At 31.4% G+C, this 14,692-nt stretch carries 12 protein-coding genes; 10 read left to right on the plus strand and 2 right to left on the minus strand.

Features of this window, described 5'->3' with window-relative positions:
* Positions 1-50 precede the first annotated feature (50 nt).
* From ABM4_RS00625 to ABM4_RS00660, 8 genes are all read left to right on the plus strand, one after another.
* A complete protein-coding gene (locus ABM4_RS00625) occupies positions 51-440 on the plus strand; it encodes a DUF126 domain-containing protein (RefSeq protein WP_016357750.1) in 390 nt (129 codons plus the stop codon).
* 368 nt (positions 441-808) lie between these two features.
* Complete coding sequence (locus tag ABM4_RS00630; RefSeq protein ID WP_016357751.1) at positions 809-1,021, plus strand: heavy-metal-associated domain-containing protein; 213 nt, start codon at positions 809-811, stop codon at positions 1,019-1,021.
* A 236-nt stretch (positions 1,022-1,257) separates the two neighbouring features.
* A complete protein-coding gene (locus ABM4_RS00635) occupies positions 1,258-3,714 on the plus strand; it encodes a heavy metal translocating P-type ATPase (protein WP_016357752.1) in 2,457 nt (818 codons plus the stop codon).
* Positions 3,715-4,592: 878 nt separating this feature from the next.
* On the plus strand, positions 4,593-5,417 hold the full coding sequence (locus ABM4_RS00640; RefSeq protein WP_016357753.1) for a formate/nitrite transporter family protein: 825 nt from the start codon (positions 4,593-4,595) through the stop codon (positions 5,415-5,417).
* A 127-nt stretch (positions 5,418-5,544) separates the two neighbouring features.
* Positions 5,545-7,611, plus strand: coding sequence for a formate dehydrogenase subunit alpha (gene fdhF / locus ABM4_RS00645; protein WP_016357754.1), 2,067 nt, complete (start codon positions 5,545-5,547; stop codon positions 7,609-7,611).
* A 6-nt stretch (positions 7,612-7,617) separates the two neighbouring features.
* Positions 7,618-8,853: a Coenzyme F420 hydrogenase/dehydrogenase, beta subunit C-terminal domain gene (locus tag ABM4_RS00650; protein WP_016357755.1), complete on the plus strand. Its 1,236-nt coding sequence runs from the start codon at positions 7,618-7,620 to the stop codon at positions 8,851-8,853.
* Between the two features lie 251 nt (positions 8,854-9,104).
* Positions 9,105-9,716: a class I SAM-dependent methyltransferase gene (locus tag ABM4_RS00655; RefSeq protein ID WP_016357756.1), complete on the plus strand. Its 612-nt coding sequence runs from the start codon at positions 9,105-9,107 to the stop codon at positions 9,714-9,716.
* A 264-nt stretch (positions 9,717-9,980) separates the two neighbouring features.
* Positions 9,981-10,466: a hypothetical protein gene (locus tag ABM4_RS00660; protein WP_016357757.1), complete on the plus strand. Its 486-nt coding sequence runs from the start codon at positions 9,981-9,983 to the stop codon at positions 10,464-10,466.
* Between the two features lie 249 nt (positions 10,467-10,715).
* On the opposite strand, the gene moaA is transcribed toward ABM4_RS00660, so the two are convergent.
* Both moaA and mobB read right to left on the minus strand, forming a co-directional pair.
* Positions 10,716-11,648: a GTP 3',8-cyclase MoaA gene (moaA, locus tag ABM4_RS08940; RefSeq protein WP_016357758.1), complete on the minus strand. Its 933-nt coding sequence runs from the start codon at positions 11,646-11,648 to the stop codon at positions 10,716-10,718.
* Positions 11,649-11,657: 9 nt separating this feature from the next.
* Positions 11,658-12,362, minus strand: a complete 705-nt coding sequence (gene mobB / locus ABM4_RS08945; RefSeq protein ID WP_016357759.1) for a molybdopterin-guanine dinucleotide biosynthesis protein B — start codon at positions 12,360-12,362, stop codon at positions 11,658-11,660.
* 757 nt (positions 12,363-13,119) lie between these two features.
* On the opposite strand from mobB, the gene ABM4_RS00675 reads away from it, so the two are divergent.
* Both ABM4_RS00675 and fwdF read left to right on the plus strand, forming a co-directional pair.
* Complete coding sequence (locus tag ABM4_RS00675) at positions 13,120-13,587, plus strand: DUF362 domain-containing protein (RefSeq protein WP_016357760.1); 468 nt, start codon at positions 13,120-13,122, stop codon at positions 13,585-13,587.
* The gene (gene fwdF, locus ABM4_RS00680) at positions 13,584-14,687 is read left to right on the plus strand and encodes a tungsten-dependent formylmethanofuran dehydrogenase subunit FwdF (protein WP_016357761.1); all 1,104 of its coding nucleotides are present in this window, start codon (positions 13,584-13,586) and stop codon (positions 14,685-14,687) included. Before ABM4_RS00675 ends, fwdF begins: the two co-directional genes overlap by 4 nt.
* The last annotated feature ends 5 nt before the right edge of the window (positions 14,688-14,692 follow it).

The raw sequence follows: 14,692 nt of genomic DNA on the forward strand, positions 1-14,692 counted from the left end.
TTTATTATAGTTATATTCAGATTCAATATTTTTTTGTACTTAGGGATATTATGATACATTGTAGAAAGATAGCAAAAGGTAAAGCGGAAGGAGAATTGCTTGTAAGTAGTGAGCCTATCAGTTTTTTAGGTGGGGTAGATCCTGAAACCGGTAAAGTTATAGATATCAAACATGAATTGAAAGGCCAATCCATTAAAGATAAGATATTGTTTATTCCAGGTGGTAAGGGTTCCACAGTAGGCTCTTATGTGATTTTTCAGATGATGAAAAACAACACCGCACCAAAGGCTATTATATGTCTTAAAGCAGAACCAATTATTGCCACAGGAGCTATTATGTCAGATATTCCAATGGTGGATTCACCGGATAACACTGACCAGTTAGTTAATGGTAGAAGAGTGGAAGTAAACAGTGATGAGGAAACCATTACATTATTATGATTGATTGTCCTTTAATCAACAACCATATTTTTACTATTTTTTAGATATTTTTAATAATCAAACATTTTATAAATGTTTTAGCTATTTTTAAGCTTTTTTTTAGATCTTCTAGTTTTAATTGAGGATATAATTAAATGATTGTTTTCAAACCTTAATGTTATAAATACCAAAAAGTTTTTTAGGTATGACTAAAAAAATAGGTTTATATAATAAAATAAACAATTCTTATTTGAATTGGTATTCATATGATATATCTAAATCTATGAATGTATACTATATATTTATGGTGTATGAAAATTATACTATATTTGGAAGTATTATTTGTTATTAATTTTTAATTAATAATTAATATTATTGGAGGCAAAATTATGGCAAAAGAAACTAAAGAAGTAAGTGTTGTAGGAATGCATTGTCCTAACTGTGTAAAAGCTGTTGAATTATCTTTAACCGATTTAGACGGTGTAGATAATGCTAAAGCAAGTTTAGAAGATAACAATGTTATCATTGACTATGATACTGATAAAGTAACTGATGCTGATATTGAAGAAGCTGTAGAGGATGCAGGATTTAAAGTAGATTAAATCCCTTTTTTTATTTTTTAATTATTTCAATTAAAATTTAAAAATCCAGATTTTTCAATATAACAATTATTATATTATTGGTATTGTGAGGTAAGTGTGAATATATAATATGGATTTTTATATAATCAGAGGGAACTAAAGTACTTCCATTACTTATAATTAATTATTATCTATAAATTTTAATAATCAAATATGGTTAATGGATTTATCTGATTATATAAAAATAGGAGGAGGAAATGGCTAAGACAAAAACAATGGATCTTCCAATTGAGGGAATGCATTGCGCATCATGTGCTGTTTCAATTGAAAAATCACTTAATAATGTGGAAGGTATTAATGAGGCTAGTGTCGATTTAAACTCTGAGAAGGCACATGTTGTAATGGATTCTAAGAAAGTGTCCATTGATGATATTGATAAAACTGTAAGTGGTCTTGGTTATAAGGTTAGGACCGATGAAGTTAAACTTAGAACTCATGGTATGCATTGTGCGTCATGTGTGCTAACTATTGAAAAGGGTTTAATGAGAAAGGATGGTGTATTCAAGGTTCATGCCGATTTGACTACTGGTATTGTGACTGTTGAATATGACCATAATCAAATCTCTGTAGATGAGATGGGAAAGGCCATAGAGGATTTCGGTTTCGAATATCTTGGACTTGAGGGAGACCTTAACGAGCATGATGAAGAGGAAATCTATGAGAAGGACCTTAAAGAAAAAAGAAATAGGATCGTTGTAGGTTTGGTCTTTTCAGGACTCTTGATGTACATCATGTATGCACATGTGATGGTTCCATACCTAACTATGGGTGAACTGTCATTGATCATATCAATTATTCCATTTATCTATGTGGCATATCCAATTGTTAAAGCAGGTCTTACCGGTGTATTCCATAAAAGCCTTAACATGGATGTGATGTATACCATGGGTATACTGGTGGCATACGGATCCAGTGTTCTTGGAACATTTGGAATCGTACTGGATTCAAGTTTCATGTTATATGATACTGCTTTAATGCTTCCTGCATTTTTAATGATTGGTAGGTATTTAGAGGCTAAAGCTAAAAGAAGAACCTCATCATCAATCAAATCATTAATAGGTCTTCAGCCTAAAACAGCTATTAAGGTTACAATTGATGAGAGGGGAAACACATTAAGTGAAGAGGAAATACCTATTGAGGATATTCAAATAGATGACATTCTACTTGTCAAACCTGGTGAAAAAGTTCCGGCAGATAGTGAAGTAGTGGTAGGTAAATCCTATGTAGATGAATCAATGATCAATGGTGAACCTGTACCAAAACTTAAGGAAAAGGGTGAGGATGTATTTGCAGGTACTATAAATCAGGACGGTATCATAAAGATACAGGCTAAGAAGATAGGTAAGGACACTCTCCTATCACAAATCATTGAACTTGTAGAAAGAGCACAATCCTCAAAACCACCTGTTCAAGGATTTGCAGATAGGGTAGTTAGTGTATTTATACCTGTAATCATTACAATCGCACTTGTGGTATTTGCTTTATGGTACTTTGTATTAGGCTCAACCTTATTGTTTGCACTTACTACAATGATTTCAATATTGGTTGTAGCATGTCCATGTGCGTTAGGACTTGCAACTCCTACTGCTGTGACTGTAGGTGTTGGAAGGGCAGCAGAATACGGAATCCTCATTAAAAATGGTGAAACCTTAGAAACATCCGAAAAGGTAAACGTTGCAGTATTTGATAAAACCGGAACCATCACCCAGGGAAAACCTGAGGTTGTTGATGTGGTAACATTAAATGACTCAGATGTTGATGTCTTATCCTATGTTACAAGTATTGAGAAAAACTCCAACCACCCAATTGCAAATGCAATTGTAGACTATGGTACTGAAAAAAATACCAATGTATTGGATGTTGAGGACTTTGAGAATGTAACAGGTAAGGGACTTAAAGGATTCATTAATAACGAAGAGGTTTTAGTTGGAAACAAGGCTTTACTTGAAGCAAATGGTGTGGAAATATCATCTGACAATCTTGAAGAATTTGATAAGTTTGTATCTGAAGCAAAAACAGCTGTTTTCCTAGCTGTTAATAAGAAGGTTTCCGGAATCTTAACCTTAATGGATAAGATTAAAGATAACTCTGCAAATGCAATTAGCCAACTTCATGATATGGATATCGACACCTATATGGTAACAGGTGACAATGGTAAAACCGCACATGTTGTGGCAGATAAGGTTGGAATAGATCATGTTGTAAGTGACGTTCTTCCTAATGAAAAACTGGACAAGGTTGAAGAGCTTCAAAAGGACAATGAGAAAGGTAAGGTCCTGTTTGTTGGTGATGGAATAAATGACGCACCGGCTATTACAGGTGCGGACATTGGTATTGCATTAGGTGAAGGTACCGATGTTGCTATGGAAAGTGGTGATATAGTACTTATGGAAGGTGATCTTGAAAATGTTGTTGCTTCTGTCCAAATATCTAAGAAGGTAATGACTAGGATCAAGGAAAACATTTTCTGGGCATTTGCATATAACGCAATCTTAATCCCACTTGCGGCTGGAGTATTATATCCTGCTTATGGTATACTTTTCAGACCAGAGTTTTCCGCATTAGCAATGGCATTAAGTTCTGTTACAGTAATTAGTTTATCATTACTACTTAAATCATATGTTCCACCTGTTAAAAAAGCAAGTCAAAATTAAATTATCAAGTTAATTGTAGCTATTTTTAATCTTAATGCTACAATTTTATTTTCTATTTTTCAATCTTTTATCTAAAAATCATTTTTCTTATTTTCTAGCTATCTTATATGGAATCTTTTTAACATTTTCTATTTTTTATAAATTTTAATTTAATTAAGTTTAATTTATGAATATTGATATAATTTATAAGATTTATTATTGATTTAAATAGTATATTAGATGAAATTAAAAATTTTTATATAAAAATAACTTGATAATGCTCTTTTTTTATCAAATAAATACATTAAATTAAATAAATTTTCCCTTGAAATCTTAAGAAAGTCCATGATTTATAATGATTTATCATGATAATATTAATGTGTAAATGATTTTTTGAACTTCCTAAACTATCGATATAAAAATAGTTTCATAACGATTAATTTATTGAAAAACCTTCATTAACAAGTTTTTTTTAAAATTCCTAAAAAATATATTTTCAAAAAATCTATCATGGTTTATCACGATTTACGGAAATTATTAAAATAATATTAAAAATTAAATAAAATTGATTTATATTGAAAAAAAGAAGTTAAATTCAATGTAAAATATTAGTTTAAAGAGTTTTTAACCTTTATAATTGAAAAATAAAATCAGTTTATAAGTTATTTTGAAAATATTATTTGAAAAAAATAGAAATTATAATGATTTTTAATTATAATAATTAATATTATCAATTCACCATATATAAAATTTTTTATTTGAATCAAATAAAAAAGTCTTTATTAATACATGTTGAAAGATAGTAGTATAATACTTGTAACTGTTTCATATTTTGTGGGAGAAATATGATACCCCTGTATTATGAAAAGAAATATAAGATAAAAAAAGAGGTTGAGAGAATGAGTTCATTAAAATCTCCTAAAGAAGTAGCTGTAGCAGTAGCAAATACTGGTGGAGCAAAAGCTAATACTTCTGTAGGTGACGCAATATTATTAAGTTTTCTTGCAGGTGCATACATTGCATTCGGTGGATTATTAGCTGAGATTGCAAATGCAGGAATGACAGCTGCAGGATATCCAATTGGTTTAAGCAAATTTGTATTCGGGGCAGTGTTCCCTGTAGGTTTAATAATGGTTATTATTTGTGGATCTGACTTATTCACTGGAAACTGTCTATACATGACCATGGGTGCATTAAGTGGTAAAAACTCATGGGGAGGATTAGGTAAAAACTGGGTTATTAGTTGGATTTTCAACTTAGTTGGTGGATTATTTGTAGCATATGTATTAGCATATTGTACTGGAATTATGTCTGCTGACCCATTTAAAGCTGGAGCAGTAACTGTAGCTACTACTAAAGCATTAGGTGGTGCAAAATTCATGGCTGCTGGAAAAGCAACTGCATCACTCACATGGACACAAGCTTTCCTTAGAGGAATCGGTTGTAACTGGCTTGTATGTCTAGCTTGTTGGTTAGCTGTTGCATCTGATGATGTAATAGGTAAAATCTTCGGTATCTGGTTCCCAATTATGGCTTTCGTTACTATCGGATTTGAGCACAGTGTAGCAAATATGTTCTTCATTCCTTTAGGTATTTTCTGTGGTGCTAAAATTACCTGGGCTGATATGTTTGTAAACAACTTAATTCCTGTAACTATTGGTAACATAGTTGGAGGGGCACTATTTGTAGCTTGTATATACTACCTTGTTTATATTAGAGAATAACTGAAAACAATAAAAAAGCTGTATTTAACTAAACACTAAAATGTTATAGAGTGCTAACATTTTTTTCTACAGCTTTTATTTTTAAATTATTTGGATTACAATTATAATTTAATATGGAGATTATAAAATGGTTGAGATTAAATATGTTCCAACCGTATGTCCATTTTGTGGAACTGGTTGCGGACTAAACCTCGTCGTTAAGGACGGTAAAGTCTGTGGTGTTGAACCATGGAAAAGAAACCCTGTTAACTCAGGAAAATTATGTCCAAAAGGAAACTTTTCATATCAATTTATTAATAGAGAAGATAGATTAACTACTCCTTTAATTAGGGAAAATGGAGAATTAAGAGAAGCTACTTGGGATGAAGCTTTAACTAAAGTTGCAAATAAATTAAACGAAGTAAAAGCTGAAGATCCTAATAAAATTGGTTTCTATGCATGTGCACGTTCACCTAACGAAAACATCTATGTAACACAGAAATTTGCAAGAGTAGCAGTTGGTACTCATAATGTAGATCACTGTGCACGTATTTGTCACGGTCCTACTGTAGCAGGACTTGCTAACACCTTTGGTTCAGGTGCTATGACTAATGGATTTGATTCCATCGAACAATCAGATTACATTATTGTTATTGGTGCAAACAGTATGGAAGCTCACCCATTGTTTGGACGTAAATTAATTAGGGCAAAAGAAAATAACGGTGCAAAAATTGTAGTAATCGATCCTCGTTATACTCCTACTGCAAGAATTGCTGATGTATACCTTGAATTTAAAACAGGTACTGATGTAGCTTTATTAAATGGTATGATGAAAATCATCATTGATGAAGGTCTTGAAGATAAAGAATTCATCAAGAACAGAACCAAAAACTATGAGGCATTTAAGGAAGTTGTTGAAAAATACGACTTAGACACTGTTGCTGAAATCACTGAAGCTGATAAAGACTTAATCAAACAAATTGCAATTGACTATGCTAAAGCTGATAAAGCAGCTATCGTATACTCATTAGGTATTACCGAACACTCACACGGTGTAGATAACGTAATGTCCACTGCTAACATGGCAATGTTAACCGGTAACCTTGGTAGAGAAGGTACTGGTGTAAACCCATTAAGAGGACAAAACAACGTACAAGGTGCTTGTGATATGGGTGCATTACCTACTGATTATGCAGGTTACCGTAAAGTAAAAGATCCTGAAACTACTGCTTGGATGAATGATTACTGGGGAGTAAATATGAGTACAACTCCAGGATTAACTTTAGTTGAAATGATGAATGCTGCATACGACGGTGATTTAAAAGTCTTATACATACCTGGTGAAGACCCTATGTTATCTGATGCTGATATTAACCATACTAGAAAGGCATTAGCTAACTTGGACATGTTGATTGTACAAGATTTATTCTTAACTGATACTGCACAAGTAGCAGATGTTGTATTCCCTGCAGCAGGATGGGGTGAACAAGACGGTACTTTCACTAATGGTGAAAGACGTGTTCAAAGAGTCCGTAAAGCTCAAGACCCACCTGGTGAAGCTATGTTAGATTGGAAGATTATGGAAGCTTTAGCTCAAAAAATGGGACCAGATGCACATCCTGAACAATTCCATTATGAAACTGCTCAAGATATTTGGGAAGAAATCAGAGAAGTTGCACCAGTTATGCATGGTATTACCTCTGATAGATTAGATACTCCTGAATCATGTCACTGGCCTTGTTTAAGCGAAGATGATCCATGTGGTCCATTGATGTATGAAGAAAAATTCTCACATCCTGACGGATTAGCTATATTCCAACCTTTAGAACACTTAGGACCTGTTGAAAAAACTGATGAAGAATATCCTTTACTCTTAACTACCACACGTCTTTTATTCCATTACCATGCAGCAATGACTAGAAGATGTGAAACTTTAGATAATGAGGTAAAAACAGGATATATTGAAATAAGTACTGAAGATGCTAATAAATTAGGTATTCTTGATAAAGAAATAGTAAGAGCAAGTTCAAGAAGAGGAACTATTGATATCCCTGCTAGAGTTACTGATGATATTAAACCTGGTATTGTTAATATCCCAATGCACTTTTCAGAATGTGCTGCAAATATGTTAACTAACTCTGATTCATTTGATCCTAAATCTAAAATGGTAGAACTTAAAGCTTGTGCTATTAAAGTTGAAAAAATCGAGGAGTAGATTTAGATGACATTCAAAGTAAATGATATGGCATATGCATACTCTGCTAATGATGCAATTAAAGAAAAAGGAGAATATGGTGGAGCAGTTACAACAATCATGAAATACTTACTTGAAGAGGGTATCGTTGATGCTGTTGTTGCTGTAGAAGAAGGATGGGATTTATACGATGCACAACCAATTCTTATTACCGACCCTGAAGATGTAATCAAATCTGCAGGTTCCCTTCACTGCGGTACATTAAACTTAGCTAAATTCTTAAGTAAATACTTAGATGGTGCAAGAGACATGAAAGTAGCAATCACCTGTAAACCATGTGATGCTATGACCATCAGGGAATTAATGAGAAAAGGTAAGATCATAGAAGATAATGTAATCATGATTGGTGTAAACTGTGGAGGAACTATGCCTCCTGTAGATACCATTAAAATGATTAAAGAAGTCTATGAAATGGATCCTACCAAGATTGTAAAAGAGGAAATTGAAAAAGGTAAACTTGTAATGGGTTATGCCGACGGAACTGAAAAGGCATTTAAAATAGATGACCTTGAAAAAGAAGGTAAAGGTAGACGTGAAAACTGTCAAAGATGTACCATGAACATTCCAACCAATGCAGATTTAGCATTAGGTAACTGGGGAGTTATTGGAGAATTATCTGGTAAAGCTACCTTTGTAGAAGTCTGTTCTGAAAAAGGTGCAGATATTTTAAATAAAGTAACCGATGCAGGACTTATTGAAGTTGCTGAACCTATTCCAAAAGGTGTTGAAATCCGTGAAAAAATCGATAATGTAATGGTTAAAAACGCTTCAAAACAAAGAGAAAAAGACTTCGCTGGTACCACTGGTGATATTCTTGATGTTTTAAAGATGTATAAAGGCCAATTATCCAAATGTATGAAATGTTACGGATGTCGTGAAGCATGTCCACTTTGTTTCTGTGAAGACTGCTGTCTTGAAGCAGACGGTCCTGAATGGGTACCTGGTGGATACACCCCTGCAGCACCATTCTTCCATTTAACTCGTATGGTACATATGGCAGATGCTTGTACTAACTGTGGCCAATGTAGTGAAGTATGTCCATGTGAAATTCCAGTATCAAAAATCTGGGCTACTGTTAATCAAAAAATCAGAGATGAATTTGATTACTACAGTGGTATTGATAACACCGATACACCATTACCATTCACCGAGTTCGAAGATACCGGTACTAGGGATTACTTAAAAAGAGGATTAAAATACTAATTTTTCCTCTATTTACTTTTTTCACTCAATTTTTAAAAACGATTCTTACTCTTAAAAAATATTTACTCTTTTTTAAACACTTTTTTTATAAACTTTATTATTTCTGAATTTAATTAAAATACAGTTATGGATTTAATATTATTTTTTTACATCTATATTTCCATTGCCGATATGTAAATAGTTATATAATGTATTAAACAGACTATTATTAGATAAAAATTTACAATTATTAAAAATATTATGGTGAGATTATGGCAGGAAAAGCTAACATGACCCCAGCAAATGGACATAGGGTTCAAGGTTTTTCAAGTGAATCATTTTTAGATGCAAATGAGATTATCAATAGTTTAAATCTTAAAGGTGATGAGAATTTTATGGATGCAGGTTGTGGAGACGGACATGCATCAATCGAGGCTTTAAAAATATTGAATGATAATGGGACAGTATATGGGGTAGATATATATGAGCCATCTATAGAGGATTTAAATAAATATAAAGAGGAGCATGATATTACGAATCTAATTCCACTTGTTGGAGATTTAACAGATCATGTGGATGTTGATGATGACTCAATGGATGTTATTTTAATGATCAATGTGTTCCATGGTTTTAAAGCAGTTAGAAAATTAGATGAAACTGTTGAGGAACTAAAGAGAATTATAAAACCTGGTGGAAAAATAGCAATTATGGACTATAAAAAACAAGAAACAAGACATGGTCCTCCATATCCAGTTAGAAGTAGTCCTGAGGAATTGGAAGAATTATTCAACAAACATGGACTTAAATTAGTATCATTAAATGATGATACAGGTGAGGATATCGAACAAGGTAAATCCCACTATTTAATTGTCTTTACAAAGTAGGATTATTTGGATAGTTTTATACTTTCTATTTTTTTTAAAATTCTAATTGGATTTCATCTTCTAATTTTTTAAAATATGCTTTTTTTTATCTGGTTTGGTTAAAATCTATTTTCACATGTTTTTCTATTTGTTTTTAATTTAATTAGTTAAATTTCATTTTAAGTAAATCAATAATGATAAAGTAAAATTAGTAGAAAAAACATATAATTTATATAATTTAAAAGATATTATTAATATGGTTAAAAATAAAAGCATGTGATAGATATGAAGGCATTAGGAAAAATAGTGGTTTTAATAATTGCTATATTACTTATATTTCTATTAAGTTCTAATGTATTATTTTTAGCAGAGGATACTAGTGAAAGTGTACAGGAGCCAGGTGTGGATATGGCCGCATTATGGTCTTTATCAACTGGATTTACCTGGATATATCCTGGTAGTTCAACTAATGCTGAAGGTAGTACTTTACATAATATATTCTTATTTAGTAATGGAAAACCATATGAAGATGCAAAGGAGATTATGCAATATTCATATAATGTTACTCCAAATATATGTGTTACAGTTAACAATAATGCATCAAATAGAATATTTGGAAATGACATGATTGATGATATTCGTCAAAAGAATTGGGGAGAAGGTAATGACAGGGGAGACGCAGTTGACGCTTCATTAGCTGAGCATCCTCCTAACATTCTTGGTGTTATTGAAAGTTTAATCACTGGTGATATACGAATATTCCCTATTTAACTATTAATCTAAACAATAATCCTTTTTATTGTTTTTATTAATATTTTCAAATTAAATTAAAATTTTTAATTTTAAAAAACTAGTTTTTTTATATACTTCATCTATATATCGATGATATTTTTTAGGGTACTTATGACAATTTTTAATCTTAAGATTTTTTAGTTTTTAGAAATAGTAATTTTTATATAATTTATTTAAATACATTTTATTTTTTAAAAAAAGTAATTTAAGGTATTATTAAAGATCTTATTATCTATTATCATTGTAATAAGGTTCTCTTTTATTAATACCAGTTAGAAATATCTCCCTTAACTCATCATCAGATGCACCATTTCTTAAAGGTCCAATTATATCAGTTAGGTTATCGTTTCTAAGTAAACATGGTTTAATTTTGCCAGATGGTGTAAGTCTAAGTCTTGAACAGTTCTTACAGAATCTTGTATTGTCCATTGGTTTTACAATCTCAATCTCGCCATTGCCGATATAATATTTACGGCGATCCTGCATAAATTCACGGACTTTAACACCATCTGCAATCTTAGCAAGCTTTTCCTCAATTGGGTTTATATTATAATGGTATTTCTTGCTGAAAACATTGTTGTCCTCACAGCTTTCACTTTCCATAAGTTCTATAATCTGTAGAATAAGTCCGTGCTCACGGCAGAAATCAAACATTTCCCATACCTCATCCTGGTTAATATCCTTCATTAGGACCATATTGATCTTAACAGGGTAAAGACCTACATCAACAGCTTTAAGGATACCGTCTTTTACACTTTGAAGATAGTCCTTGTGGGTTATGAACTTATAGGTGTCTCTGTTTAAGGTATCAAGACTAACGTTCACACGGTTTAATCCTGCATCTTTTAAATCTTCAGCATATTTGGCAAGATAAGTACCGTTTGTCGTGATTGAGATATCTTTAAATCCAATCTTATTGATTTTATCAATAATTTCAACAATGTCTTTTCTAATTAATGGCTCTCCACCTGAGATCCTTATTTTCTTAACTCCTAATGTCTTTGCAACCTCGGATATTTTGGCAATCTCATCTGGTGTCATCTCTTCACTTGATGGAAGCATACCATCATGGTGACAATATAGGCAGTTAACATTGCATCTGTTTGTAATAGACATTCTAAAAGAGATTATAGGTCTATCATAATTATCTTTAACAGTCATGATAAACACCTATTTCTTGTTTTTAATGTTAATCTGAATGTCTTTAATATCCTTAACGCCATATTCCTCAATCTTTAAGGATTTTAACATTCCTAGAATTGTATCTTTTAAAAAATCATTTACAAATTCATTTAATCCGATTACAGTTCCGTCTATAGATAAACTGACATCTGCCTGTTTATCATATTCATAGTCCAAATCTCCATTAATGATTGCTTTGCCGATGGATTCTCCATCATGGTATCCGCAGTCCTTGGTAAATAAGGTCGGTACAATGTCATATCCAATAACCTCAGCCCTATCAACCAATTCCTTTACCTTCAAGTCACTAATGTTTTTAGCGTCTACAAGTGCCATTGTATATTCATCTTTAAGTTCTGGTGATGTTGAGATTTTTGGATAATTATAGTTCTTAAATCCTTCAATTACTACAAAATCAGGTTCTTCTATCATTTTTATTAAAAACAATAGCCTTTCCAATGAAAATACCTCGTCAATATTAAAGTATGTTCTAGCACCAACACCTACTGTAAACTGGGATCCTGCTTCTGTGTGCTTATATGTATCGGTTCCTTCATGATCCATTTCCATTTGATGATGGGAATGTTTAATGCTAGCAACTTTATATCCTCTGTCTGTTAACTCCTTAATGATACGGACAGTTAATGAGGTTTTTCCTGTATCTTTTTTACCTACCACTGATATTATTCTCATTATTATCCCTCTAAATAATAGGATAAATTAAATTTTCCTTAAAAAAAATAATATTCCTTTCTAAAAAATATTACTTAATTAAATTATTCCTTTAATAATATTATTATTAATATATTTACTTTTATAAATATAATATTTTTCAATTGATTTTCCTATGGAAAAACTATTCCGTATTTAGCTGATTTTTTTGACAGATATTATAGAATTTCTTTGTAATCATTCATGTCATTAACTTATTTTTAATCAAAACTGGGATTTTATGAATTCTTTAAATATTAATTTCATAATGGGTTCTAGTAATATTTCGGGTGTACTTTTTTTTTAATGTTAATTTGTTAAAATTTTTTAGTAGGATTTCAAGTGTAATATCTTAGTTAATACTAATCTATTAATAAGTATTAAAAAAAGTGTAGTATTAACACATCTATAAAAGTTATTATAAATTTTAACTAAAAATTCATGGAAAAATCATCATTTTTCACCTTTTTTTAGGAAATTTTTTCTTACCTCTTAAAATTAAAATTTTCTTTGAATTATAATTTATGAATGAATGATTCTTTTTTTAATTAATAAATAATTTTAAGCATTTTATATATTAAAATATTCTTTAATACTTCTTTTTTTATAAAATAAACTTTCTATATTTAAAAAATAAAAATAAAAATGTGTATTTAGTACACACTTACTTATAAAATTTTTGGCTTGTATCTTGGGACAATGTTTATATATGCATAAAACATATGTGTAATTAATACACATGGTAGATAATATGCCGAAACATATAGCATCTGGTCTTAAATACAAGGCTGCAGTTGAGTTAAAAAGTAGGGGTTTTACTCATAAAGAGATTGCTGAAAAGCTAGATATTGATCGTTCTACTGTTTCACATTATCTTAATGGTAGTAACTTATCTTGGGGCTCTATTGAGGTTGCAGATACGATTATAAATATGTGTCCTAAAGATTTTTTATCAATGGTGCAAGTCTTGTTTAAGGATTTGGATAATATTCGTACTATGGTTTCTATTCTTAAAGACAAGGAATATAAAACCATTATTACGAATTCATGTATTGGCTGCGGATTATGTGTAGATTTATGTGTAATGAAGGCTATTAAACTAGATTCATTAAAAGCCAAAATAGAATCTGATTTATGCTGTGGATGTCTTACTTGTGAAGAAGAATGTCCTACACATTCAATCAGAATTTTGGAGGTTAATAAATGATCAAAAACGAGAAAGAAATTAATGGTAATGACTTTAAAATTATAAGATCAGCAGAAGAATTACGTACTCTTTCTTTCAACGATCATGTTTGTATTGGTTGTGGAATTTGTGAATCCACATGTCCTGTTGAAGCTATAACTTTAGAGAACATAGCAAGTATTCAACGTAATTATACTGGAACTTATTTCAGTGGACATGAAAAAATCGCTCAAAATAATGTTTTAGAAACTAATAAAGCAGGAAACCTTACCAAACTTAGTATCGATGAAGAAAAATGTGTTCTTTGTGGAATGTGTAGTGGATTATGCCCTGCAGATGCATTAAATTTAACAATTGATGATGAACCAATTGAAAACATCGAAGGATACCCATCATATATTTCTAGTGCAGAAATTGATGATGAAGAATGTATTTATTGTGGTAATTGTGAAATTGCATGTCCTAGAGATGCAATTACTGTACAAAGAAAATTACCTGACAGATCTAAATTGGTCACTGGTGAAATTGAAGTAATTGAGGAAGAATGTATTCACTGTGGAATCTGTGAGGAAATGTGTCCTGCAGATGCAATTGATGTAACTAAAACAATTGGTAAAGAATCAATTGAAATTGATACTGATAAATGTGTATACTGTTTAGTATGTAAAAGATCCTGTCCTGTAGACGCTATTAAAGCTTTATGTAGATTATGTTCCTATGGAGAATATGATTTAGATGAAAACGATGCAAAAGTAACTGGTTCTACTATTATTGATCAATCTATTTGTATTAAATGTGGATGGTGTGCTGGTGTATGTCCTACTGATGCTGCAAAAGTTGAAAAAGCATTTGTTGGTAAATTAGTAACTTACCCAGATAAATGTGGTACTTGTGGAGCATGTATAGATGTATGTCCATGTAATGCATTATCCTTCCCTAAAGTAGATGCACCAGGTGTAAGATCTATTCAAATCGTTTCAAATGATGATTATTGTATTAAATGTGGAGCATGTGCAAGAATCTGTCCTAATGACGCAATAGAAGTAACTAGAACTAGTATCAAATACACTCCTACCAGTTCTGAATCTTGGACAGATGCTTTAGAAGCTTTAAAAGATTAGGTGAT

The organism is Methanobrevibacter sp. AbM4, assembly GCF_000404165.1.
GTDB lineage: Archaea > Methanobacteriota > Methanobacteria > Methanobacteriales > Methanobacteriaceae > Methanarmilla > Methanarmilla boviskoreani.